The following is a 24,745-nucleotide window of genomic DNA, read 5'->3' as shown; positions in this document are numbered from 1 at the left end:
CACGTTCTTATATATAACAACAAAAAACAAAAACGGGTGGTATAACTACAATACTTTTTTTCAAAACGCAGGTTCGGTTTAAGTACCATGAATGATTTGGCACATCTTATGAAACCGTCTTCGATAAGCTCAACGTGACATTCTACTTTTAACTGGCTAATGGACTAAAATTCATAGGTCATAAATAATTATTCGCTATCTTTTCTAAGCGTTTAATGTCATATGTAGTCAAAGCATGAGCCTGATAAAACCTATTATTGATATAAATTAGATTTTTTATCCTGATGTCGAACTCCAGTTTAAAGCACCAAGATATTCTTTTGATTATCCAATAGCCAAAATCCCCAGAACCTGCCTTAAAAACCCCAGAAGCTTTCTTAATTTGCGGTATGCCACTTTTTTATGGTCCTTGACGGTATTGACGGAAATGGACAGTGCCTTGGCAATCTCATCGTTTGTATAGTCCTTGATGCTGAGCCTTATCACCTGGGCCGCTTTGGCCGGTAGTGTTTTGATGGCATTTTCTATGATAACGGTGGTTTCCACGACTACGGCCTCGGACATAAGGAATTCTTCAGTCTCATAGATTTCTGGATTTTCCTGCCCATAACGTTCCGTTAGCAGGTGACGTTTGCTCTTTAGATGATTGAGGCATCTGTTTTTTACGGCTTTATAAAAATAGCCGGTGGTATGGCTTTCATCTTGAAAAGTAGTTTTGTCTTCCCATACCTTGATAAAAACCTCCTGGACAACATCTTTTGAAGCCTCCAAATTATCAAGGTATTTGTATGCGAATACGCAAAGCTGTGGGTACAAACTCTTAAAAAGCGTATTATAGTCCTTAAGTGTTGGTTCTTTTCTGCCTTCTCTCATGGCTTTGTGCCTTCCCTGCCAATGGACACAACGTCATTTGTTTCGATGCACCTTTTTATGTTCTTGGTCAGTGTATCGATGGATACCAGTTCCCTATTGGTAAAATATACGCTTGGTAACGATCCATAGAACGTGTCGAATTCTTTTCTTGATAAAAGCTGTGTTCCCGTATTGTATGCCAGGTCGGTATATATAATGCCCATAACCTTGAGCGCCGTGCCACAGTGCTCCTTAACGGCATTGCTAAGGCTTGACCTGTCCAGCAACAGGGCCAGTGAGTCTAAAATATCGTGCTGTGGCAGTATAAAGGAGTTGGGGTCTATAGGTTTCTTGTTGTCTTCCATGAGGGTCAGGTTTAGGGTTAATACATGCTTCTTTTATAGTATTATGTAAAGTTGAAGTTACCTGAAAAACAAGGTCAATGACCCATTAAACCCTTAGTGTACGGGAACAAAAAAGGCGTGGAACTCAGCTTACTGCCTTAGAGGTACTGGTATACCGAGGAACAATAAGTGAGCCCACGCCCTAAGACGTGAGCATCTTACCTATCATTTCGTTCCTTTTAAAATTACCAGTTTTCTAAGACGAAATTCAAAGCGAATGCTTCTAATATATTAATACAAAAGAATTGCAATTCACTAATTATTATGTCAAGATATAACTAATTTTATTAACAACAAAATTTCATTATAAATTATTTTATGTTGTTCTATATTTTGTTCAATTTGATTATGGCTAAATATAAAAATGAACAACTTTTAAAAGAAATTGGGGAAAGGATAAAAACTCAAAGAATTAAAAGTGAGTTAGAAATAGAAGATATATCTGAAATGACTGGATTCACATACAACACCATTCGAAGCCTTGAAGATGGTAATGAATTAACTTTAAGCTACTTTGTTGAAATCTGTAAAGCCATTAAATCCCATCCGAAAGACATTCTTGATTTAAAAATAGATCCTCAAACACGATACGAATTATCGCCTTCTAGAAAAGAAAAATCCCGTCTGACTGCTCGGGTAAAATTATATTTGGCAGATAATTACTTCTCAAAAGATAGAACTGCTCATGACATTCTACGAGAACTTGAGGAAAATTATCAAATAAAATCTTCTACTGCAGCCATATCCGTTATACTTAATAGAATGGTTGAAATGGGTATTCTCAAAGCATCAAAAAAGAAAAACATCCATTACTACTCCACAAGGAAAAAGCAATAATAGCCTTGGCTCTATTGGTCTGCACCAATAATAGTTTCTCGTATGGATTCATATTTATTCTAGTTTTTTTAATATTCAGATGTTCCATAATTGCTCCATAATTTGGCATAATAAGTCGCTTACAAAATCACGAATGGTGGTATTCTTTATGATAGATTAAACCAAGTTTCGGTTACTTGCAACTGTTCATGGTCTGGTTTTAAATTTATATAATCATTTTTTAGGGCATCATATTCATAGTCTTTGCCCCAAATATCATAATTGGCTGCCACAGCCTCTATGGCATCGCAGATGGTATCTATCTCATGGTTTGTCATGGTTGGATGGATGGACATCCGTACCCAACCCGGCCTATCAATCAGGCATCCATCCATAATCTTTTTCTCAATGGCCATGGATAAAGGCTCATCTACCTGCAACAGGTAATGTCCATAGGTACCGGCACAGGAACAGCCGCCCCTAGTTTGTATGCCAAAGCGATCGTTCAGTAATTTTACAATAAGGTTATAATGGCAGCCCACCACATAGAAGGAGTAGATCCCCAAGCGATTGGTATGTTCTCCTGCCAAAATGTGGAGATTTGGAATGTTTTTGAGTCTATTGAACACCTCGGCATTAATGGCAGCTTCGCGTTTGAGTATATTGTCCACTCCCATTTGTTCCTTGAGCTTTATGGACAAGGCAATCCGTATCGCTTGTAAAAACCCTGGTGTACCACCATCCTCCCTCGTTTCGATATCGTCTATATAATCCCGGGCTCCCCAAGGATTTGTATAGGAAACGGTGCCTCCACCTGGAATATCGGGTACTAGGTTCCTGTATAGTTTTTTATTAAAAATAAGAACCCCTGAAGTACCAGGTCCTCCTAAAAATTTATGGGGAGAAAACGTGATAGCATCCAAATAAGCCTCTGGATCCTCAGGATGCATATCCATAGCCACGTAAGGCGCCGAACAGGCAAAGTCCACGAAGCATAAGGCATTATGGGCATGGGCTATTTTAGCCACTTGATGGTAATCCGTTTTAATACCCGTTACATTGGAACATGCCGTAATGGCCACAATCTTTAATGGGAGGTCTTTATGGGATTCCAATAAGGTTTCCAAGGATTTCATCCCGATTAGCCCATCCTCTGTATGGGGTATGATTTTCACATGGGCAATGGTTTCCAGCCATGATGTATGGTTGGAATGGTGTTCCATGTGCGATATGAATACCATAGGTTTTAAATGATCCGGAATCTGGGCATAGGGCATGAGCAGCTCCGAGACCTTCAGCCCCATAAGCCGTTGTAATTTATTAATGGCACCGGTCATTCCCGTTCCTACCGTTATCAGGACATCATCATTGTTTGCATTCACATGGGTTTTGATGATGCTTCTTGCCCGATGGTAGGCCTTGGTCATGGAAGCTCCTGTTATAGAGGTTTCCGTATGGGTATTGGCCACAAAGGGCCCGATAGTATCCATGAGTTTTTCCTCTATAGGTCTGTACAATCTACCACTGGCTGTCCAGTCTGCATAAATAATCCGCTTTTTGCCATATGGAGACATAAATTCTTGATTAATTCCGATGATTTGATCGCTGAACTGCTTAAAATAAGCTTTCAAATCAAAACGTTCTGTGATGTTTTCCATGTTATTACTACCCATATATTTTTACTACTATAAATCCATTATTGGTTTGTTTTCGGTAAGACTGTTCTTGATTTCTATTATCAACTGTAACTTATTATTCAAAAATAATCAAAATTAAGCGATTAAATTATTAAATACATAAAAAAAATAAGCAATTACTGGTTTAAATGTAATTTCACATGGTTTAACTTCTAACATTCTTACTCTAAAGGAAATGTGAATTAGGCACGAGCAAAGCGAACTAGCGAAGCAAAACCCAAGGTAGAGCCATCGGGGAATTATTTAACGTGAGTTGTTATGTAATCTCATATCCAAGTGTTTAAATAGTTATATGAATAAAAAAAAACAATATCATTACAAAACCTGAATTCAGATTGATAAACATACTTGTAACTTTTTAACAGTTTAACCGTGTAATTGTTGAATCGTGTATCACAAACTTCACGTACAAGAACCCAATACTAAACTCTGAACTCTGAACTTTTAACATCAAACTTCGTTAAAATTTATATTGAGCTCAGGTTATTTAGATTAAACTTCCGAAAATTTTAAAGGGCTTCGTTTGAGGAGAAAATATTATTCAAAAATGGCAAACACAAAAAAAATAATATTTGCGTATTTACAGCTATGGGAATCGGAATGATTAATCATATTAAAATGCTCTCTTTAATTAGTTTCGGCTACGCTCAATCTTAAGAATTCCAACCAAATAGTGATTGGCGCAACCGAAATCAATTACTAATTATTGATAAGCAGGCACAAATGTCGATGATAAAACTTGCCTGAAAGGGATTAAAACTTATCCTAAAGGGATTTTTTGCAATATTGCTTCAAGAAAAATGAAATTACAAAAGGAGGTACATTATAAACCGCTTCAAATCATAAAGAACTTTTATAGGATTGCTTTCTCAAATCCCTTGGGGTATAGCCATATTTATTCTTGAAAGCTTTGGAAAAATGTGGGACACTTATAAAACCTGTTATATGAGCCACTTCTTTTAAAGGAATATCGGAATGTTGGACCAAAACGCTTGCTTTTCTTAACCTTTCATCTATTAAAAAACGAAAAACAGTTTGTCCATATAGTTGCTTAAATCCTTGCTTTACTTTATATTCATTGGTTCCAAAAGTATGGGCTAATTCTATTAATGGCGAAAGTGGTTTCTCTAGATTTTTTAGAATGTAATCATGAATCTGCCGAATTTTTCTAATATCTGATGAATTTAGGCGAGAGTCTTTATTTTGCTTAGTAGCATAGAGGGATTTCTTAGCCTTTTTATTGTTTTTCTTTCCAGGCATATTCATAATAATATAAACTATTGTTTTTCAATAAAATAGGTATTATATTAGAAGGAACAAACCCCGAAATTGCTCCAAACGGGCCAAAAACGGGGTTTTCTTTTAAAGTGTGATGCCAAAAATAATACGTTTAAGCGAATTTCAATACGAAATTCCAATTTTCGCCATCAATAAAGATTTTGATGGATTTTATGCCCAATTTCTAAAAACCGATTTGGGCAAAATTTACCTTTCCACGCCTTTTTCCGAGCTTGGTCAATCTTTCAAATTGAAAGATTCTAAAAAAGGAACCCATTGCTATTTTAGTCCCAAAGGGAAAATTGCCCTGATGATGCTCAAAAACTATTATGGATGCTCGGACAAGAAACTGATCGAGCTTTTGAATGGAAATATTTTCATGCAGTTTTTTTGCGATATTCTAATTCCCATCGATAAACCGCTGACCAACTTTAAGATCGTGAGCCAAATCAGGATGGAGCTTTCCAAGGGTTTAAATATTAGAAGATCCCAAGAAGTACTTGCCAAGAACTGGATTCCTTATATGAAGGACCTGGACAAAATGTTTACCGATGCGACCTGTTACGAGAGCGAAGTGCGTTTTCCAACCAATCAGAAATTGCTTTGGGAATGCGTTCAGTGGAACTACAGACAAATGGAATCCTTATGCCGCACTTTGAAAATCAAATTGCCCAGGACCAAATATCTGGATTGGTGCAGACGCTATAACGAGTATTCGAAAAAACGAAAGAAACAATCCAAATACCGCACAAAAGTAACCCGAGGGTTACTGAAATTACTGTACAAACTTAACGGTGCACTGGGTCAGATAGAAAATCAATATCCATTTGAATCCACCGCTAAATACAAGCGACAACGATCCATTATTGCCAAAGTTTACCGGCAACAGGCACAAATATTTAAAACAGGAAAAAGTGTTCCCGATAGAATCGTAAGCATCAGCAAAAGTTACATTCGTCCAATTGTGCGGGGCAAAGAAACCAAACAGGTAGAATTTGGAGCAAAAGTGAACAAAGTTCAAATAGACGGAATCAATTTTATTGAGCATATCCAGTACCGTGCCTTCAATGAAGGGACCCGTTTGCAGAGCAGTGTATCTTGCGCCCAAAACCTGACCAAGACTAAAATAAAAATACTGGGGGCAGATGCTATTTATGCTACCAATAAAAACCGAACATTTACCTCAAGTCGCAAAATCCAGACCGATTTTATCAGAAAAGGAAAGGCTGGTAAAAACGAAGAACAGCGTAAAATTTTGGCCAGAGAAATCAAAAAAGAACGTTCCACACGTCTTGAAGGAAGCTTTGGTAAAGAAAAAGAACATTACAACCTGAAAAAGATCAAGGCCAAAACCCAAAAGAGCGAGATTCTCTGGATTTTCTTCGGAATCCATACAGCCAATGCTCTTGAAATTGGAAGAAGAATTTACAGCTCTCGATTTAAAAACTTAGCTGCTTAAAAAAACGAAAGCTAACTTCGATGGGATACTTGTGTCCTGTTGGAAACAAAAACGCATTCTTTTCTATAAAATTATCCTTAAAAAACTCCAAATAACAAAAATGACCGATTTTGAAAATCAAAATCGGTCATTTTTTATGTTAGTTTTACTCAAAAGTACTCTTACTTCTGAATGTGCCTTTCCAGAGGTTATCGTTTTCCATAACGCTGTTTCTCTTTCCTTGCTGCTCTTAATAATTTCTATGGACGTTATTATGATTCTTTCAGATTGACTAATTTCATCAATAAATTTGCCCACCAAGCAATTTATTGTCAAAGTTAAATGTTGTTTGGTTTTAAAAGACAATACAATATATTCCTCGTGAGAATCCTGGTCTGTGGACACTAACCTAGAGGTTAAACGATCCCATTCTAATTTAGAATCTTGAGTCAAAAATGAAGAAAACGGCTTTCCTTGTAATTCACTATCATCAAAAAGCAATAATTGTTTGATTTGAGAATTATATGCTGTGATTGTTTCCTTTTTATCCAATAGAAAAAATATTTGTACAACGTACTTATAAGTTTCATGTACGTTTACATAGCCTTGATGTAGAAAAAAGGATTTTATTTCTTCTAAGGTCATATTAACCAGTTCTACTAGTGCTTCAATGTCATCGTTCAAGTTGGTTCTTTCAAGCCTATACGCAAAATTTCCGCTCGCAAACTCCATAAGAATGTTGTGAATTTGTTTTAGCCTTTCCATTTTATCTTTATCAAGCATTATACATAGATTTAGTTTTACTGTTTTACACCCAAAAAATCAAAAAATTAGTTTAGGTAAAGGAGCGCAAAAATGCTAAAGCTTCGGCATCGTCGGTAAATACCTTGGTAAAAATAATGGGCTTACTTGTTTTAAGGTAAAAACCTGATATTATATAAGACAATGGATTATTAATTAATAAGGCAACAGCTTTAATTAGAACCGAACCTTCCAGTGCTAAATAATTTCTTGCAGCTTTATCTGCACTTTTAACGCCTCTCATATCACAAAAAATTAAAAAAGCTTTACCTTCCTGTAAAAAGAGTCGGTCTTCTACAATTTTTATAGCGCCAGCCAGATCTATAGAAACATCACTTTTGTAAACAACAAAAAGAATGTCATTTTCTACCCACAGCTTGGCGTACTCATTTTCTATATAATTATTCAACATGAGGCTATAATTTCGATCTTCAAAATAACATACTTGTAAAAGTGTGATTTATGACTTAACTATTTTTTGTGCTAATCTTAATCTTGAGAGGAAATTATTTGAAACACATTAAAACAAACCAAATATAATAAGAATTATTTTAATACAACTGTGGAAAACCCGTACTTAACAATTATATAAAGGCTTCTTATTCCATTTTACCATGACTTGTTTTCAATGCTTTAGCTAGACATACTAACTTCTAAACTTCATAAAAGTTAATTGTTTATAAGTTTTTAACTAAATTAAAAACAACCGGTATTTTACTTCCTTAAGAATAACGTATTTGCAGCAAATAAAACTTACCTGAAAGGGATTAAAACTTATCTGAAAAGGATTTTTTGTTGTATTTCTAACATCATAACAAGATTACACCATTAAATTTTTCTAGCTTCATCATTTTATCTGTAGATAGATTGAATTACTAAAACTTTCGGAACATGGCAAAAATCAAACACAACAATTTTTTAGACACTGTAAATGAAGTATTTACGGATGCAAAGCAAGAAGGTGTATTGCACTTGTATGCTGAAGGAGACACCTTTAGCGGACGCACCATAGGTGTAGGAAACAGGCAATTGTACCATTTTGGAACCACTGGATATTTGGGATTGGAACAAGACCCCAGATTAAAAGCCGCGGCAATAGATGCCATAACCAAGTATGGTACACAGTTTCCCTTGTCCAAATCCTATATTTCCAATCCGCTTTACAAGCAATTGGAGGAGAAAGTCACGGACATGTACCAAAACCCAATCATCATCACCAAGAACAGTACGTTGGGACATTTGGGGGTTATACCCAATGCCGTCAATGACCGGGATGCCATCATTCTGGACCATCAGGTACATTGGAGCGTACAAAGTGCCGCAAAGGTTTTAAAAAACCGAAGTGTAACGATAGACATGATACGGCACAACGATATGGATATGCTGGAAAAGAAAATAAAAAACCATTCGAATAAGCATCAAAGAATCTGGTATATGGCAGACGGCATCTATTCGATGTACGGAGATTATGCGCCCTTAAGTGATTTAAAAACACTCGCTTTGAAATACCCTCAATTGCACCTTTATATCGACGATGTCCATGGGATGAGCTGGACCGGAAAAAACGGTACGGGCTACGCACTGGGCGAACTCGGTTCGCTGTCGGAGAACGTGCTATTATTTGGAACACTGAGCAAAACCTTTGGAGCCAGTGGTGCCGTATTGGTCTGTTCCAATAAAAAAATGTACCAAGAGATAAAGACCTTTGGCGGGCCCTTAACCTTTTCGGCTCAATTGGAACCGGCTTCCGTAGCAGCAGCCACCGCCTCCGCGGAAATCCACTTGACACCGGAAATCCATGAGCTTCAAAACGATTTAAGGGAGCGCATCCAGTATTTTAATAGTCTTTTGGAAAATACCGAACTGCCACTAATCGACAAAAACAATTCCCCCGTATTTTTTATCGGCACGGGCATGCCCAAAACGGGCTATAATTTTGTCAACCGCTTGATGAAAGAAGGGTTTTATGTCAATCTGGGAATATTTCCAGCCGTACCCGTCAAAAACACGGGTGTACGCATCACCATATCCAGACACAACCAAAAACAGGAGATCAAAGCATTGGTGGAGGCCATGGTCTATCATTATCCCAAAGCGTTGGAAGACACCCATACCAATGCCCTTCGCGTAAACCAAGCATTTAAGCGAGATGTCAAACCAAACAAAATAGTAGCATCAAATCATACCGTTAAAGTGCAACTTGAAGATTCCATAACAAAAATAGACAAAGCCCTTTGGAACACATTGCAGGGAAACCAAGGTGTCTTTGATTGGGAAGGCCTTGAATTTCTTGAAAACACCTTTAGTAACAACCCTCTAAAGGAACATAACTGGAAGTTTTGGTACTTAATGATCTATGACCAGAACCAACACCCCATACTATCAACATATTTCACTTTGGGATTATGGAAAGATGATATGTTAGCAGATGTCAGTGCCTCCCAACTCATTGAAAAGACTCGAAAAACGGACCCTTATTACCTAAGCTCCCTAGTTCTCAGTATGGGATCATTATTTACAGAGGGAACACATCTTTACATCGATCACGAACATCCATTAAAGCAAGAAGCCTTAAATGCCATGATGCAGACTATGGAAACCTTAGAAAAACAATGCCATGCAAAAATGATTGTGCTCAGGGACTTTTCGGAAAATGAAACCCTGCATCCGTATTTTCAAGGGCAAGGATTTGTACGGGTACAAATGCCCGATTCCTGTAAAATCGATTTAAAAGCACGTGAAACCATTGAAGACTATGGCGCAAAACTATCGTCAAGAAACAGGCAGCATTTACGGAAAGAGATTCTCGCATATGAGCCGTTGTTGAAAATCGACATACTGAAAAGCTGTAATGCAGACCAGTTAAAACAAGTTGAGGCTCTATATAACAACGTACATCAAAACAATTTAGGATTGAACACTTTTCCCTTTCCGGAAAAATTATTCAAAAATATGTCAGAGCATCCCAATTGGGAATTCATAACCATTGGTTTACTGGATTCTCCCGATAAAATGATAGGCGTGATGCTCTGCTACAACAATGGCGGCCATACGTATGTACCATCCTTTGTCGGCATGGATTATAGCTACCTAACAGAATATTACACCTATCGCCAATTGCTGTACCAAACCATAAAGCGTGCCATTGAACTAAAATTCAAGCATATCGATTTGGGAATGACCGCCAGTTTTGAGAAACGCAAACTAGGAGCCAAGATTACGGAAAAATATGCCTACATACAGACTTTCGATAACTATACTTTGGAATTTATGAGCATCTTAGAGCTTAATGGATCTACCAATACCGCTTAAGCTTTGGACAACCAAAAAAGAAATTACAGTGACGTATTTAAAGAAAAACCGTGCGTTTAAGTTTTTAGCGAGAAAACTAGACTTAAAAACAAAAAGTTGGACAAATTTTATAAGACCAGTTCTAGATATTTAAATTGATAAAATTTCTGTTCTGATTCATAAGGAGCTTTATAGAATCTTCGCTGTTTTTACTGTTTTCATCACAGAAAAACCACAATCCTACTTAATAGGATTGTGGTTTTTGTTTTATAATTATAGAGAAGTTACAACTTCGTGCAGCGGGTTTTTAGGGTTTTGCCGTTTTCTGGCTCTTTTTTGCCACAAAAAAACCACAACTTTTACATTGTGGTTTCCTCTTGTTTTTATTTCTTGCTCGTTACGGCACTACATAAAAACTAGCGGTAGCGTATACTAGGGAACAGCGGGCAACAATACCTCCTTCAAGACCTTAAATCTCCCCCTTTTTACTTTACCAAGAATAATAGCTGTAGTTATAATAGCTATTGTTGATAATATTATATACAATACCATAAAAATTGTACCCCGTATTTTTTTGTTTTTAGAGACATTTCTCCACTTTTCATCCATCTGCTCATAGCTAAACTTTGAATATCTTAAATAATTTGGGATAATGAAAACTAAAAATGAAGCATAAAGAACATATTTATTGATATTCATATTTAAATCTAAATAGACATATGCAAAATATAACATAGTAAATACATTAAATTGTTGCATTAAAGAAACTACACAAAGGGCATATAGCATAGGAGTACTATCTCCCAAAATATTTTTATATAAAGAATAAGACCTATAATAGACATAATCAAAAAAGTTCATCAATTTCATTTTTATCTTTTATCTTCTAGTTCGTCAATATCCTCGTTATTCACTAAAATACTATTTACAAAATAATTACTGCTATTAGAGATTTTAGAAAGGTTATAAGTTTTTATTGTTTTCTCAAATTGTGTAATTCGAACAATCTTAATTTTCTTTAACCCATCTCCTTTATTTGTTAAACAATAGTCAGAAACTTTCAATATCATTGTTTTTATACCATAATTCTTTAGTGTTTTCTCAGGATTGAAAGAGCACTAACCCTTATCTTTAACGTAATACGGGTGATCTTCTGTACTAATAATCTCCTCTCCATTAGAAAAAACAACCTTTACGAGTTTATGGTGTATAGGATTATCAACTTTTAACACAAGATTAATTTCCATTTTTTCTTTTATAAAATCATATGTTAAAACAGCATCTCCAACTTGTATAAACTCAATGTTTTTGGTAGTTCCATCTCCCATCAACACTTGAGAACCTTCCGCAAAACAATTTGCTCCTATACTCATCGGTGTTTGTCCTGTCTGCATTTCTATCATTTTAATTCTTTTTTCCTTATTGGGGTCATTTCTAACATCATTAGCATACAATTGAAATACAGGGGCCAATATCCATCCACCAGGGGCAAAGGCAGTTCCGCTTATCATAAAATCAACAAAGTTATCACCATTGACATTTCCATTGATAAGCATATCATTTGTTGCTGGAATCATTCCTGCTATATTACCTATAGTGCCTAACCCTTTTGCAAAACCAGCTATCCTTGTCATTCGAGCAGTATTTTCTAAAGTCAATTTTGCGGCACTTATTTCAGCAGTACCATATACATATACTAAAGATTTGTTTAAGTCAGAATTAGTTTCTAATGCTTTAAGAGCAATCACCCCATCACACTGCTCAACTTAAACATCGGCAGGTACATGGCAATCAGGATAACGCCCACCAGCACACCGACTATGAGAATTATAAACGGCTCCATGATGGTGGACAGCATTTTGGACTGCTGCTGCACCTGGGTGTTGTACTGCATATTGAGCCTGTCAAAAATGAATTCGGTCTGGTTGGTTTCCTCGGCGACCTTTACCAGGGCGATCATCTTATCGTCAAAGAGCTCGTGCTGGCCTAGGCTTTGGCTTAGGGACTGCCCTCTCAGAATGTGCTGTTCCACTGTTTCCAATGCGTGCTGCAGGGGATAAAAGTCGATCATTTGCTTGACCAACTGGATGCTGTTCACCACGGGGACCTTGGATGCGGTCAATAGGGACACAGCCTGCGTAAACTGTGACAGGTAAATGGCCTTTACGAAGTTGCCGATAAAGGGGAGCTTTAGTATAAGGGTGTCCTTGAACTGCTTGTACCGTTTGTTTTTGTTGAACAGGGGCTTTGAGGCCATCATGGCGATAATCGCCACGAGCATTAGCCACCCGTAGCTGCCCACAAATTCCGATAGGCTTATGATGAACTTGGTGATTGCCGGGAGTTCCACGCCCTGTTGCCTGAAGATATCCTGAAACATGGGCACGACGTACCTCAGCATAAAGACCACGACCAGAACGGCGGTGCTTAATATGATCACGGGGTATGTCAGGGCACTGACCAAATTTCTGTGCTGTTCGTTCTTTCTTGCATAGAAGTTCCCCAGTTGTTCGGTGACCTGGAACAGTGTGCCTGTTTCCTCACCGATCTTTATGGAATAGTATTCGTAATCGGTGAACTGTTTTTGTTTTTTCAGTGCTTCCGATAGGCTTTCGCCCGATATTATGGCATTATAGATCTCTTGCAGGGCCGCTTTGGTCTGTTTCTTTTTGTGCGAGCTCTGTATGAGCTCCAGGCCGTCCTTTAGGGTGATACCCGCTTTTAGCAGGACGCTCAGTTCGGTGTACAGGTCTTCTTTTACCTTATTGGAGAACGTTCTGTCGAACAGGACGATCTCTTTCTTTAGAAAGGAGGTGCCTGTGCTTGGTTCTTTTATAGCGGGTGCTTGTTTTTCTATGTTGTCCAGATTGAATGCCATCAGTTTAAAAAGGGAATTGCGTCGTTGTCCTTGTATATGAAAAGGGTTTGGGTTTGGTATGCTTTACTGGTTTCCAGTTTTATGGCGTCCATGGTTCCGGTGCCTATGGTGCTGCCCTCAAAGTACATGGTCCTATGCTGCAGTTGGATGTGGAAGGTATCCATGGTCTTGGTGATGTAGCTGTCGTGGAACCGATAGGTTATGGAATCGATGTCGTTTGCAAAGGTTATTTTTTCTTCCATGGGATCGTATTTGATTCTTGAATATCTGTTAAAGTCCAGCCATAGGGACTGTTCGAGCTTATTGAGCTCGGTGCTGTTCGCAAAGTTTTGCTGGATGCCGGTCATATGTTTTTGTACCAGGGTCAACACCGAAAATGCCAATCCCACAACGATACTGGTGAGTATCAGGACCACGACCATTTCGCTTATGGTAAAGGCCTGTATTTTGTTATGGGTCATTTTCATGGATTGTTTTTGTAATGTTTTTATTGGTGGTGCTGTTCAGTGCCTCGAACCGGACGCTATGGGTTCCGTTTTCTGTGATGGCTTCAACAGTGATTTGCCAATCTTTATAATCGTCTTGATAGGGAACTGTTAGTTTTTCTCTTTTGTACAGGTATTCCAGTTCGTTTAGGTGGGCATCCATGTTCCGGGTGTTGTTTTTGATACTGTTTGAGAACATGTTGTTCAGTATCATACTGGTAATCATGAATACCAGCACGATCAGTACCGAGGCGACCAGGGTTTCCATGAGGGTGGATGCGTTTGTTTTCTTTAGTAGAGCCATTTTAGTACGCCTTTTTTTTGGTTTTCTAATGTTAGGCCTATATATTCCCGGGGCAGGGCCTCTATTGTAATGCTGCCATTGTAGAGGTGGTTTTGGTAGGAGGATCCGGATTGGTTTGCTACAAAATTGGACGTGAAGACACTGCCGTGCACCGTTCCCAAAAGCTCTAGGTTCCTGTTACAGTATATTTCGCCGGTCACGGTAACGGTTTCGTCAATGAACACTTGTGCCCTGTGGTTCTTCGTAGTTCCCAAATAGACAATGGCACCCTTTACGGTACTGCCCTTACCGATCTTTATGGCAGGGGTTTCCTTGGCATGACCTGTGTTTTCCGTTGGGTTTTTGTTGTCCTCTTCTTCATTTAAAACGAATGCGGAGGGGTAATCGAGCCTACAGTGTTCCCCGATAATTATTTCTTTGGTTGCGATGGCTTGAAAAGTGCCTTTTGTGTTGTTTTTTATTTCGATGATGGGTGCTACCAGTACCACGTCCTTTAGGTCGGATGGGGCTTCCACGGTGATCTTTGTTCTGGACTGTACCAGGATATGTCCTGTGAGTGATATGTCGGACAGGGTAATGTCCCTGCTGCTATAGAGAACCTGTAATGGGTTTAAAAATGAGTTTTGTTGTTTTTTGGTTTTACCTAGGTCCAAAAACTGGCTGGGTTCGATTTGGTCTATGTTATCCTGAATTGTGTTAATCTGTTCCTGGGTTGCTTTTGAAATTTCCGGAAACTCGGCGCTTGTTCTTGTCGTGCCGTATATAAGCTGGCTTCCGTAATAGGAGTGTCCCGATATGTTGCCTGTCCGGACGCCTTGTTTGGGGATATGGGCGAGTCCCTGGATTTTGGTGTTCCCTACAACCACTAGGGGCTTGTTCTGGTCTTCGACGTACAGGGCAATGCCTTCGGGTCGGGGCTGTCTGGCTCCTATGAGGGCGGTTTTTATAAACGTATGGGTTTTTATTCTTGACATGGCGGTGGCTTTTTCAAAGAGCCCCCAATAATCACGGTGTACCTTTACTGTTTTATAGTCTTCGTCTTGTTGGTTGATTTGCAAGGTGTCGTTTTGCCTGATATCGTTTTGAAGTACATAGCTGATGCCTTTATTGGCGTTTTCAATGGTTTCCAATACAAAATCGGTTTTTATTTTAAATTGTTTGTGGGTATGGACCAAAATAATAAAGGCAGCCAACAGCACAGCTACAACTACCACGATGAACATGGTCAGCTGCAGGGCACCGGCTTTTACTTTTTGCCTTTTCATAGATGTGAAAATAGGTGTTTCATTGTTTGGGGACTGTTTTCCTTTGGCCTTTGTAGTTGACCAAAATTTCAGTATTGCTGGCCTTTACCAGTTTTACTTCCTGGACCTCCTGCCCTATTTTCATGATGTGCTGCTGTCCGTTTATGGACAGTATGCACAGTTTTTCCTTGCTGTCCTGTTTAGAAACGGTGCCGTGGTAGGTGATTGAGATCCAGACAAAGGCTTCTTTTGGCTTGGTGGTTCTTGGGGTAGTGCTTTCCTGTTTTTTGGCGTACAACGTGCCCAGGAAGGGGTCGCGTTGAACCGGCTGGATGCTAAAGGTATCCTTGGCGGCATGGCTCTTTGGCGTAAAGACGACCATTTCATCTTGTTTCTTGACTTCTGGGGCTTCTGGATTTAATGTGGACATTATCTTAAATCCGATGATGCCCCAGATGGCCAGAACGGCCGCCAATAACAGGTATGTTTTTGTTTTATTCTTCAATTTTTTTATTAAGTAATTTTTCTACTAATAGTAGTAATTTTTCATTTTTAGATTCCAGTGCCTCAATTCGTTTTTCTTGGTTGATGGTGTAAAGCGTTAACTCTTCTATTTTCTGTAACAGTTTAGAATCCATCTCACCTAAAAAGATACCGTTTTCTTTTACTTCCTCTGCACTTGGGATGTCTTTTAAATGCCCTTTTTCTTTGATGTGTTGCTCTACTTCTTTTAGGGTTGGAAGGTTATAGCTGTTTTCAAAAACGAAATCTGCCCAATTACTATACATAGCGACTTTTACTTCTTCAGCAGCTATTTTTCCTTGAACCCCTAATTTGAATCCTTTGGTGTCTGTTGTGCCGATGCCTACGTTGCCATTAGATAGAATTCTTACCTTTTCTTCTGCATTTCCATTTTGTCTTACATAAAACGATAATCTTCCGTTGCTTGAGTCTGTTTCAGAAAGTGTGGCGGCTTCCATAATACCAAAAACTCTACTTAGGGGATTAGGAGCTCCATTTTCAGATAGTGTTAATAACAATCTACTTGTTTCATTTGTACCTGAGTTGGTGCCATAATTCTTTCTATTATCTATAACTAACCCATTAAAATCACCATCTATTTGTCCCGAAATTTGTAATTTACTTGATGGACTTGCTGTACCAATACCAACATTCCCCCCATTTAACCAACTATCACCGCTACTAGCAATATTCGCTTTCAATATTCCAGATCCATCTCTAGCCTGTATTTTAAAATTATTTAAAGCATCCTGATAAAAACCAGACCAGTTATTTACACCAACAGATGTCGCTAATATGGTAAAATCCGTAACTCCACTTGGAGATACAACATGCAATCTAGATTCTGAATCTGGGGTTGTTGTACCTATCCCAACATTTGTACCTGTATCTGTAATGGCTTGTTGTGAAAAAACAGTATTCACTGTTATAAAAAAAAGAAACTTGATTGTATTTTTCATCTGTTTATATTTATTGTTTTAATTTGGTCATGCTTCGACAAGCTTCACTTGCTACCTTTGCTGCAAAATATATTTTGCATCTCGCTAATGCTCAGCACAGGCATGCTCCCTGAATAATCATCCTCGTGTATGTGAATGCTATTCTCACGGGTGCTTCATATTATTGTTTTTTAAAAATTACTTAACTATTTATCAATTAAAATAACTATTCATTCACCGTAAACCCAATTTCCATATAACCCGTTTCAAAACCAGAGTTTTTAGCTTTTACTCTAAATTTATATGTGTTTGCACTCAAATTGGAAACTGAAAAGCTAGTATTTGTTATGGTTTCATCCTTAATGGTTTCTACAGGGTTATCAAAATCCGGGGTGGCTATTTGTATCACATATTGGTCTGCGCCTTCAATTGTTTCCCAAGAAAAATTGATGGTGTCGGTTGTTAAGAAGGTATTCCCATCTGTTGGAGTCAAAATAACCAGTTGCTCATTTGTAATATCGACAGGGTCTGGTGCAGAAACCGTGAATTTTTGGGTTGTGAACAGTGTTGCATAACCTGAGTTTTCCGCCCGTATGCGCCACTCATAATTACCGGAATCCAGTAGTCTATTAAAAAAAGTGCTCGTTACGGTAGAGTCCGTTACTATTTGTGTGGCAGCTTCAAAACTTGGTTTTGCTATTTGTATTTTATAGCTTTCGGCTTCTTCAACGGCATCCCAAGTAAATGTAACACTGGCTTCGTCTACCAGCACACCGTCCCTAGGCGCTAAAACCGTTACGGTTTCTTCTGAAATATCTACGACTTCAATAATGTCATCACAATTGAAAAAGCACAGTGTTGCAACTAATAATAGTAGTTTTTTCATTTTCTAGTAGTTTAAAGTATGTATCTTTTTTTCTGAACGTTTAGCAGAACGATAGGTGTTATTGGGACAACTATTATAGTCACTTACTAAATCCACAATCTCAAGCTTGTGGTATTTGTTTGCCTGCCAACAGCAATTGGATCCTTTAAAAGCAAATACCACGCCTTGGTTAAATGGAATTGTTTGTGTTTTTACGGCGTCTTTATAAAGTTGCAGTGCATAGGTTTTATATCCTTTTTCAACAAGAAATACAGCGTCTGCTTTTGTAATAGCATCTAAATCGGGTTGGTTTAGTGCTAGTGAGATACTGGTTATAATATGAACATCGGCATTATAACTTAAATACTTTTTTACGGCAGTGTTTTCTTCATTGTTTAAAGCATGTATTACGGCAACCTTATCGGCTATTTGTAACTTGACATAATTAGGCTTTGTTTTAATGGAATCGACATAGTTAACGTTTACATCAGCTGCTTGTAAAGCATTGGCTTTGGCAAATACTCTAAGGGTCTGTTTAGTGAATGGCGTTACTATTGTAGAAACCTTTATGGGTGTTTTATAGGCTGGAATGGATGTGTTGTTAAATTCACTTTGTAAAATGAAATCTTTTTCTAAACCAATACTTCCCAGAACGACCTGTTGTGTGGTATTGGTTTGGGACACTTGATCTATGGCTATTGTTTTACAGCTTGTTACAAGCAATAGCACACATCCGGCACTTAAAAAGTTTTTGAACATATTTTTACTTAATTTTAGTTGATAAAAATATGCATTTTTTTCCTAAAACGGATAAGGTTATTCCTTAGAATTAGTAAGGTTTTTACTTAGAAATATTAAGGTGGTTTTATGAAGTTGTTTAAATATGCTGGATGTGCTTGATTGTATATGGGGTGAAGCGTGAAAACGTGAAAGGTGAAAGGTGAAAGGTGAAACGTGAAAGAAAACGTGAAAGGTGAAGCGTTGTAAAATATAGAAAAAAACGGATATTCCTGTGGTTGATGTTTTGAACCTGAATAATTTTACCAGATACAATGAATATTGACTTTGATAAAGTTGGAATTGTCTATGGGAATGGGTGCGAAGTCGGGAGACTTCGCACAGCACCCCAAAACTATTAGAAACGTTTGTTTTTAGTAGACTTTGGGGAGCTGGGGTTATTCCTTTTTTAAATAATTCAAGATTTCGTCCTTAGCCTTTTCTCTAAATTTATTGGGCTCATTAAACGAAAATTCCCTGCTTTTAAGAATCTCATCTAAAGATTTATACCCTTGATAATGCAGCAATACAGTACCGTCTATAAATATTTTTTCTGGAACTTTAAACTTTAAATCAACTATTAAATACTTTAAAGCACTTAAATTCCTGTCTTCTAAACAATTATAAATAATATTTTCCTGATAATCTTCAGGACTATTGTACAAAGATAATAAGTCAGGGTTGTTTAGCTTTGAGGTCAATAACTTTAAAATCGCAAAACCACATTTCACTTTACTTTCTTCATTGTAGTGTAATATTGTTTCGGGTATCGGATCGTATGCTTGATTACATTTACTAGGAAATCTAGGCGTAATATTTGCACCATACTCTAATATTTTTTTAATAAAAAAAGTATCACAATTATGATTGTATCTTATGGCTGATTTTAAGGGGCTCACACAAGAAGAATTATCAATATTGGGATTAGCTCCAAGCCTTAATAATTCTTCAAAAGCATCTTTTTTGTTATTAGCGATAGCTAATGCAAGTAAGGATACTTCATATTCTTCATCTTCAAAATTAATATCAACATGTTTTTTTAATACTTCTTGTCTAATCCCCTCTACATCATTACTTTTTATTGCTTTAACAAGGGTTTCTGCAGGTGTACCATAAAAATTTGAAAATCTAAAGGCTGGGTTACTATGTTCACAAGAACTTAAAAAAAACATGATATTAACTATAAAAAACACATATCTCATAACTAAAAAATTAATTTTAAAAAACTTTATCGGCAGCCACAACCCGCTTTATCATCTTTCCCATAGCTAAAGGTGGATAGTATATTTTGAATAATATTATTAATATCATGAACTTCCCAAAGCTTTAATCTAAAATTATCCTTGAATTCACCTACAAAAACATTTTCCCCTATAGGTTTAACAAAGGCCGTTGCTGCTGTTTTATGTTGAAGTTGGTGTAATGAAGCTCCTTTTGGAATATAATTGATTTGTTGAACTGCTGGACGATATGCTAACGGAATTGTACTATTAATTTTATTTATACTAGCTTGAGATAACCAAGCAGGATCAAACGTAATAGACAGCCTACCTGTGGCAAGCGAGGAATAATTAGCTTGTCCACCGCCTAGTGAATGCCCAACAAAAGTAAGTTCTTGTTGCCCAAGATAAACTGATAACCTAGTGGAGACTTTTAAAGCCTGTGCATATTGTTCAGAACTACCAATAAACTGTTGGGCATTATTCTTCCAATCTTTCCAATCTATTGTACCTGCATAAGCATAAGCATACTCCATTATTCCAGTTTTTTCATCCCTTCTTTCAAATAAGAACCCATAGAGCCCTGACTGAGAATCATCAATATTAAAGTTAACTATGGTTGAGTATTTCCAATTCCCTATTAAAGTTATATTTGGATCGTACACATAAGCAGCCATTAATGCAGCTTCTAAAGGTGTAGGATATCCACCATTGAGGTCTACAACAATTACAGGATTATTAGCCATACCTTGATATGGTGTATGATGTATTCCCATGGGGTCAGGACTTAACCACCTCCCAATCCTGCTATCCCATAAACGAAGCTCAAAAGCCTCTTTCCCAGTCTCAGGGTCTTTTTCCTGTCCTTGGTATTTGTAGCGGTAATTTCCCTCGATGTTTCGATTAGGCATCGGCATCCCGAAGGGATAGTAATCTATTGTAGATACTATTGCCAAAGACGTACCGTTACTGGCCCTGCCTGTTACAGCACGCACATTACCTAAATGGTCGGTTAGCTGGTAATGACTTGAGCCATCACTTTTATTATAAACACCCAAACGGCTTGCCCCATAAATGGTATGCTCCGTTACAGTTGTGCCATTATAAATAGCTAAGGCTGTACCAGCTGCATCACGTACATAATACTGTGTACCTGTCAATGAACTTATTCCTCCATTTATCGTGTAACTTTCCTTTTTTACACGGTGCCCTTTATCATTGTAAAAGAACTTGACCAAAGGTACATTTTTTTTGGATACCTCGGTTACTAAACCACTTGCATTATACTTATATCTAATAATATTGGTTGGGTCGGCGATAGTAGCATATTCATGATTTTCTATTAATTGCCCAATACTATTGTATACGTAGTTGCCAGCATCTTGGTCTCCTATGTCGTCTGCGTTTGCCACATCGCCAGCGGCATCGTCTACCCATGCTAATTGGTTGGGCTTTACAGGATCGTACACATAACTCAGGTTGTCCATAGCATTGCTGCCATTTTCGGTATTCTTGTTACGCTTTAGGGTTTTAATGTTCCCATTGGCATCATAGGTAATGCCCGAAACATCGTAATCGCCGTTCCCTAAAAACCCATCTTCATCATTAATTACGGCGGTAAAGGTACTTCCGCTTTGTGCATGAAACCCGGGTTGTAAGGTGATACTAAGGGTGGCCTCTAAATTTAAGGTGTTACCACTTGTTGTTACAGCCGTTGAGGTTACCGTTTCATCGGCCGTAGTTGGTACCGGCGTGCTATAGTTCCCATAGTGCGCATCTGTTAGCCAATTGCTTTTGTTATAACGATAATCGTAAACCGTTTCTTTATTTGTTCCTGCATGGTAGGTATTGTTGTTCCAACGGACCCCTTTTATATTTCCGTTATATTGATCCTGTCCAAAAACAGTGGTTTCTATATTGTTTGTTGTTCGCAAATAATCGTCCTGATGGTAATCAATCTGCATCCCAAACAAATCGTTGGCATCGCCTCCCGGGTCTTTACTGGCTGTTAGGCTGGGATGGTTAATACTTTTTAGCTGTCCATTTATGTTATACACATAATCAATACCCTGCAATGGATTTCCATTGGTATCGGGAGCCAATTCAACACGCTTTAGCGCGCCTGTTTCATAATACTCATATTCGGCTTGCGTAGTATAATTGCTATCATTTGTAGAGGTACTCACCTTAACCAATTGGCCATTTATAGAGTCATAGTGATAAGCATGAATAAACCGTTCTGATGCATTATTACGTTGGTAATCGACCGCCAATATCTGACCACTTACATAATCATATTCATAGTCTATGGTCTTTAGTCCCAGTCCGGATATTTCCTGTATTATCCACTTTACACGTCCTTGTACATCATAGCTATACCAGGAGCTGGTTTGATTGTTTTCTGTTTTAGATACATTGCCAAACAAAAAGGTCTGCTTATAGTTTGTTAAAGAAATTCCATTGGCGGTTAATTTGGCATCTAAAGAAGCATCCGGGATATCATATAGTATATTTTGTACTTCCTTGGTAGTTCCTGAAGGAAGCGTCCCATCAGGATCGGAAGTTGCAAAATTGTTGTTTGTAATCACTCCGCTTTCTATAGGTCTTCCCAACACATCATAATTGGTATATGAAAATTCTCCTGCTAAAGCTTGTAACACATTTTGGGAATACCGTATTTGCCCATCTTTACGGTATTTAAATTCTGCACTGCCTTCATCGGGACTTGCCGTACTTAACAATTGTCCTAAACTGTTGTAGGCAAACGTACTTGTTAAAGTATGATTTCTGGTTGAAGTGTTCAACGTTAAAGCATTGTCAAAGCCAAGAGGCTGGACATTCTTGGTGAGTCTGCCTGCCCTATCGTAAAAATTTAAACTATAATCATAATAGTTTACTTTATAACGTATCCCAACCGCTTCTGTTGGTTTTACCAGTGAAACACTTCCTCCTGCAGATATGGTCACATACGGATATGGATTCTTGCTATAGGGTACAGAAGTTACTTCCTGAATACGGTAAAAACCCGGAGATAAATTAACATTTCCACTAACATTGGAACTTATTGGTGTGGTACTATCACTTATTAAGTCGTACACATTAAACTTCGCATCATTACGACCTTCAAAAGTGACCGTCCCACCACACCCTACCGGGATATGGATATCAACAAAGCCTTGTTCATTTATTGGAGATACTACCTCATACTGTTTTGGATTGTTTTCTTCATTTCCGCTTCTAGCTGCGGCTAAGGTGTTACCATCACTATCGGTAAAAATTACGGTCTCAATACCATTAACATCTCGACTAACCGTTTTTGTTACCTTTAAATTGTATGGATAAATAGGGCATTCTTTATAAATAGTACTGGATAATTCAACATCATAAATATAACTACTATTAACATCCCCTAAATAACTTGCATACGACAAGGTATAATATCCTGACAATCCCCAAGTAGCCTCATAAATTTTACCAGATTGAAATACAAAACTAGTAGATGCCTCGACCAATATAATCCTATTTTCAATGGTTCCTGTGTCGCAAGACACCAATTGTAATTGATAGAATCCCTCGCTAGAGCTACTGTAACTACCGGTGTCCTCCGCTAAAATAGCATCGGGTGTACCAAAATAATCTTTCCCAAAGGCATAATACATTTCTTGGGCCACCGGCATTGAAAAACTATAAGATTGCAACCATTCCCCATTTGTTTTATTTCCTCCTAAGACCTTATTAACCGAACCAGGCAATAATTTACTGTATACTTGTCTGTTAAAAGGATATGAAGTAATATCTTGATACTGTTCATTTGTATTATTATCACTATAATACCATCCTAGCTTACTTATTGTTGAGTTTAAGCTTACCTGGGAAGGATTCTGTAAGGTTGAAGCACCATCAAAATCGTTTTTATCATAGGTTCCTCCTGCGCTGTCTTTGATTAAATTATCCTTATAACTAATATTATATCCTGAATAAACGGGTGCACTCAATGTCTGTATTGCAGCCCTACCGTGATTATCGTATAACGTTTGATTAGCCCATATTTTATCTTTTTTAGCATCATAACTAAGGGACTGATCATGCTTGCCTAAAAAATTATAATAGTTTCGGTTAGCCCCTATTAATGTTCCCGACAAATTATACGATTCTGAATGTACCCAGTTTCTAGCATCATCACCACTTACCGGGCAGCCATTATTGCTAGATGGTCCTGACTGAGCAGGACATTGATCATTACTATTAAATACATATCCAGAAGGCTGAGAACATGATGATTGGGTTGTATTTGGGTCTCCTAAGCCGTCACCATCTGAATCTGCATACCAAACTACTTCTAGCTCTATTTCTGCATAAACAGAACCTGACCCCCCGCTCCATGTACCATTATTATTTCTTGCGCGAATATAATAAGTTCCCGTGCCTAAATTTGCTATAAACGGTTGACTCGATGTTCCCAACGAAGTACTCGTACCATTCGAATTTTTTCCTTGCCAATACCAACTAACTCCACAGGGTGGAGTTCCGTTGCTTATTAAAGTAGCCTGTCCACATTCGTAAGAATCAACTATTGGGTTGTATGGTGTTGAAGGTGGTTGTACATGGACAGCTATTTGAACATAAATTTCTTCATTGTTAGTTGTGTTTATATAAGTGACCCCCAGGCTCTGTGTTCCTTCTATACACCATTCTACCACAACCGTACCTTCATTATTAGGACCTATTATATGACCTTCATGTTCCTCCCAATATACTACTTCGTATGCTCCATAAGGATCTGTTAAATAATAAGTTTCCGTCTCGCCTTGATTGGGATAAATTTCCCCGCTTATATTTTGAGAGAATAAAACATAAGGGCTCAGAAACACAATCAGTATTGTTAAATACGACAATAATGATCTATTTTCAAAAGATGAATGTAGTTGTTCCATA

General features: G+C 37.8%; 21 protein-coding genes. 3 read left to right on the top strand and 18 right to left on the bottom strand.

What is annotated here, in order from left to right:
* Positions 1 to 324 precede the first annotated feature (324 nt).
* Positions 325 to 873 carry an RNA polymerase sigma-70 factor gene (locus CJ739_RS08655; RefSeq protein WP_117174375.1) on the bottom strand — a complete coding sequence of 183 codons (549 nt, stop codon included), beginning with the start codon at positions 871 to 873 and terminating at the stop codon, positions 325 to 327.
* Positions 870 to 1,217 carry a hypothetical protein gene (locus CJ739_RS08650; RefSeq protein WP_117174373.1) on the bottom strand — a complete coding sequence of 116 codons (348 nt, stop codon included), beginning with the start codon at positions 1,215 to 1,217 and terminating at the stop codon, positions 870 to 872. The genes CJ739_RS08655 and CJ739_RS08650 overlap by 4 nt, the downstream gene beginning before the upstream one ends.
* A 387-nt stretch (positions 1,218 to 1,604) precedes the next feature.
* On the opposite strand from CJ739_RS08650, the gene CJ739_RS08645 reads away from it, so the two are divergent.
* Positions 1,605 to 2,093, top strand: coding sequence for a RodZ family helix-turn-helix domain-containing protein (locus CJ739_RS08645; protein WP_117174371.1), 489 nt, complete (start codon positions 1,605 to 1,607; stop codon positions 2,091 to 2,093).
* Between the two features lie 146 nt (positions 2,094 to 2,239).
* Here the strand turns inward: CJ739_RS08645 and CJ739_RS08640 are convergent, their stop codons facing one another.
* Both CJ739_RS08640 and CJ739_RS08635 read right to left on the bottom strand, forming a co-directional pair.
* On the bottom strand, positions 2,240 to 3,730 hold the full coding sequence (locus CJ739_RS08640) for an aminotransferase class V-fold PLP-dependent enzyme (RefSeq protein WP_117178853.1): 1,491 nt from the start codon (positions 3,728 to 3,730) through the stop codon (positions 2,240 to 2,242).
* Between the two features lie 879 nt (positions 3,731 to 4,609).
* Positions 4,610 to 5,029, bottom strand: a complete 420-nt coding sequence (locus CJ739_RS08635; RefSeq protein WP_162880173.1) for a helix-turn-helix transcriptional regulator — start codon at positions 5,027 to 5,029, stop codon at positions 4,610 to 4,612.
* A 112-nt stretch (positions 5,030 to 5,141) separates the two neighbouring features.
* Here CJ739_RS08635 and CJ739_RS20595 point away from each other — a divergent pair, with 112 nt between their 5' ends.
* On the top strand, positions 5,142 to 6,506 hold the full coding sequence (locus CJ739_RS20595) for a transposase (protein ID WP_117172267.1): 1,365 nt from the start codon (positions 5,142 to 5,144) through the stop codon (positions 6,504 to 6,506).
* A gap of 117 nt (positions 6,507 to 6,623) precedes the next feature.
* On the opposite strand, the gene CJ739_RS08625 is transcribed toward CJ739_RS20595, so the two are convergent.
* Both CJ739_RS08625 and CJ739_RS08620 read right to left on the bottom strand, forming a co-directional pair.
* Entirely contained in the window at positions 6,624 to 7,268 is a 645-nt protein-coding gene (locus CJ739_RS08625) for a hypothetical protein (protein WP_117174367.1), read from the bottom strand.
* Between the two features lie 52 nt (positions 7,269 to 7,320).
* Entirely contained in the window at positions 7,321 to 7,698 is a 378-nt protein-coding gene (locus CJ739_RS08620) for a DUF7793 family protein (RefSeq protein WP_117174365.1), read from the bottom strand.
* A gap of 479 nt (positions 7,699 to 8,177) precedes the next feature.
* On the opposite strand from CJ739_RS08620, the gene CJ739_RS08615 reads away from it, so the two are divergent.
* On the top strand, positions 8,178 to 10,598 hold the full coding sequence (locus tag CJ739_RS08615) for an aminotransferase class I/II-fold pyridoxal phosphate-dependent enzyme (protein ID WP_117174363.1): 2,421 nt from the start codon (positions 8,178 to 8,180) through the stop codon (positions 10,596 to 10,598).
* A gap of 411 nt (positions 10,599 to 11,009) precedes the next feature.
* Here CJ739_RS08615 and CJ739_RS08610 read toward each other — a convergent pair whose 3' ends face one another.
* The 12 genes from CJ739_RS08610 to CJ739_RS08550 all read right to left on the bottom strand — a co-directional run bounded on the left by CJ739_RS08610 (position 11,010) and on the right by CJ739_RS08550 (position 24,744).
* Entirely contained in the window at positions 11,010 to 11,438 is a 429-nt protein-coding gene (locus tag CJ739_RS08610) for a hypothetical protein (protein ID WP_162880172.1), read from the bottom strand.
* A gap of 257 nt (positions 11,439 to 11,695) precedes the next feature.
* Positions 11,696 to 12,325, bottom strand: coding sequence for a Hint domain-containing protein (locus tag CJ739_RS08600; protein ID WP_117174356.1), 630 nt, complete (start codon positions 12,323 to 12,325; stop codon positions 11,696 to 11,698).
* Positions 12,322 to 13,455 carry a type II secretion system F family protein gene (locus tag CJ739_RS08595; RefSeq protein WP_117174354.1) on the bottom strand — a complete coding sequence of 378 codons (1,134 nt, stop codon included), beginning with the start codon at positions 13,453 to 13,455 and terminating at the stop codon, positions 12,322 to 12,324. Before CJ739_RS08595 ends, CJ739_RS08600 begins: the two co-directional genes overlap by 4 nt.
* Complete coding sequence (locus CJ739_RS08590; protein ID WP_236951635.1) at positions 13,455 to 13,916, bottom strand: PulJ/GspJ family protein; 462 nt, start codon at positions 13,914 to 13,916, stop codon at positions 13,455 to 13,457. Before CJ739_RS08590 ends, CJ739_RS08595 begins: the two co-directional genes overlap by 1 nt.
* Positions 13,906 to 14,208, bottom strand: coding sequence for a hypothetical protein (locus CJ739_RS08585; protein WP_236951634.1), 303 nt, complete (start codon positions 14,206 to 14,208; stop codon positions 13,906 to 13,908). The genes CJ739_RS08590 and CJ739_RS08585 overlap by 11 nt, the downstream gene beginning before the upstream one ends.
* Positions 14,209 to 14,231: 23 nt before the next feature.
* Positions 14,232 to 15,509: a hypothetical protein gene (locus CJ739_RS08580; protein WP_117174350.1), complete on the bottom strand. Its 1,278-nt coding sequence runs from the start codon at positions 15,507 to 15,509 to the stop codon at positions 14,232 to 14,234.
* 19 nt (positions 15,510 to 15,528) lie between these two features.
* Positions 15,529 to 15,993: a hypothetical protein gene (locus CJ739_RS08575; RefSeq protein WP_117174348.1), complete on the bottom strand. Its 465-nt coding sequence runs from the start codon at positions 15,991 to 15,993 to the stop codon at positions 15,529 to 15,531.
* Positions 15,983 to 16,969: a hypothetical protein gene (locus CJ739_RS08570; protein WP_117174346.1), complete on the bottom strand. Its 987-nt coding sequence runs from the start codon at positions 16,967 to 16,969 to the stop codon at positions 15,983 to 15,985. Before CJ739_RS08570 ends, CJ739_RS08575 begins: the two co-directional genes overlap by 11 nt.
* Positions 16,970 to 17,174: 205 nt before the next feature.
* Positions 17,175 to 17,834: a fibronectin type III domain-containing protein gene (locus tag CJ739_RS08565; RefSeq protein WP_117174344.1), complete on the bottom strand. Its 660-nt coding sequence runs from the start codon at positions 17,832 to 17,834 to the stop codon at positions 17,175 to 17,177.
* A gap of 3 nt (positions 17,835 to 17,837) precedes the next feature.
* The gene (locus tag CJ739_RS08560; RefSeq protein WP_117174342.1) at positions 17,838 to 18,572 is read right to left on the bottom strand and encodes a hypothetical protein; all 735 of its coding nucleotides are present in this window, start codon (positions 18,570 to 18,572) and stop codon (positions 17,838 to 17,840) included.
* A 416-nt stretch (positions 18,573 to 18,988) separates the two neighbouring features.
* The gene (locus CJ739_RS08555) at positions 18,989 to 19,792 is read right to left on the bottom strand and encodes an ankyrin repeat domain-containing protein (protein ID WP_162880171.1); all 804 of its coding nucleotides are present in this window, start codon (positions 19,790 to 19,792) and stop codon (positions 18,989 to 18,991) included.
* Positions 19,793 to 19,818: 26 nt separating this feature from the next.
* Positions 19,819 to 24,744 (bottom strand): RHS repeat domain-containing protein, encoded by a 4,926-nt coding sequence (locus tag CJ739_RS08550; RefSeq protein WP_117174338.1) that lies wholly within the window; start codon positions 24,742 to 24,744, stop codon positions 19,819 to 19,821.
* Position 24,745 lies beyond the last annotated feature (1 nt).

It is taken from the genome of Mariniflexile sp. TRM1-10, from assembly GCF_003425985.1.
In the GTDB taxonomy this organism is placed as follows: Bacteria; Bacteroidota; Bacteroidia; order Flavobacteriales; family Flavobacteriaceae; genus Mariniflexile.
This window is presented reverse-complemented; position numbering and strand designations above follow the sequence as displayed.

Excerpts from the sequence above, each read along its gene's own strand:
- CJ739_RS08580 (WP_117174350.1), bottom strand. The coding sequence starts at position 15,509 with ATGAAAAGGCAAAAAGTAAAAGCCGGTGCCCTGCAGCTGACCATGTTC.
- CJ739_RS08610 (WP_162880172.1), bottom strand. The coding sequence starts at position 11,438 with ATGAACTTTTTTGATTATGTCTATTATAGGTCTTATTCTTTATATAAA.
- CJ739_RS08555 (WP_162880171.1), bottom strand. The coding sequence starts at position 19,792 with ATGAGATATGTGTTTTTTATAGTTAATATCATGTTTTTTTTAAGTTCT.
- CJ739_RS08635 (WP_162880173.1), bottom strand. The coding sequence starts at position 5,029 with ATGCCTGGAAAGAAAAACAATAAAAAGGCTAAGAAATCCCTCTATGCT.
- CJ739_RS08640 (WP_117178853.1), bottom strand. The coding sequence starts at position 3,730 with ATGGAAAACATCACAGAACGTTTTGATTTGAAAGCTTATTTTAAGCAG.
- CJ739_RS20595 (WP_117172267.1), top strand. The coding sequence starts at position 5,142 with ATGCCAAAAATAATACGTTTAAGCGAATTTCAATACGAAATTCCAATT.
- CJ739_RS08620 (WP_117174365.1), bottom strand. The coding sequence starts at position 7,698 with ATGTTGAATAATTATATAGAAAATGAGTACGCCAAGCTGTGGGTAGAA.
- CJ739_RS08650 (WP_117174373.1), bottom strand. The coding sequence starts at position 1,217 with ATGGAAGACAACAAGAAACCTATAGACCCCAACTCCTTTATACTGCCA.
- CJ739_RS08560 (WP_117174342.1), bottom strand. The coding sequence starts at position 18,572 with ATGTTCAAAAACTTTTTAAGTGCCGGATGTGTGCTATTGCTTGTAACA.
- CJ739_RS08595 (WP_117174354.1), bottom strand. The coding sequence starts at position 13,455 with ATGGCATTCAATCTGGACAACATAGAAAAACAAGCACCCGCTATAAAA.
- CJ739_RS08625 (WP_117174367.1), bottom strand. The coding sequence starts at position 7,268 with ATGCTTGATAAAGATAAAATGGAAAGGCTAAAACAAATTCACAACATT.
- CJ739_RS08565 (WP_117174344.1), bottom strand. The coding sequence starts at position 17,834 with ATGAAAAAACTACTATTATTAGTTGCAACACTGTGCTTTTTCAATTGT.
- CJ739_RS08585 (WP_236951634.1), bottom strand. The coding sequence starts at position 14,208 with ATGGAAACCCTGGTCGCCTCGGTACTGATCGTGCTGGTATTCATGATT.
- CJ739_RS08550 (WP_117174338.1), bottom strand. The coding sequence starts at position 24,744 with ATGGAACAACTACATTCATCTTTTGAAAATAGATCATTATTGTCGTAT.
- CJ739_RS08645 (WP_117174371.1), top strand. The coding sequence starts at position 1,605 with ATGGCTAAATATAAAAATGAACAACTTTTAAAAGAAATTGGGGAAAGG.
- CJ739_RS08570 (WP_117174346.1), bottom strand. The coding sequence starts at position 16,969 with ATGAAAAATACAATCAAGTTTCTTTTTTTTATAACAGTGAATACTGTT.
- CJ739_RS08590 (WP_236951635.1), bottom strand. The coding sequence starts at position 13,916 with ATGACCCATAACAAAATACAGGCCTTTACCATAAGCGAAATGGTCGTG.
- CJ739_RS08655 (WP_117174375.1), bottom strand. The coding sequence starts at position 873 with ATGAGAGAAGGCAGAAAAGAACCAACACTTAAGGACTATAATACGCTT.
- CJ739_RS08615 (WP_117174363.1), top strand. The coding sequence starts at position 8,178 with ATGGCAAAAATCAAACACAACAATTTTTTAGACACTGTAAATGAAGTA.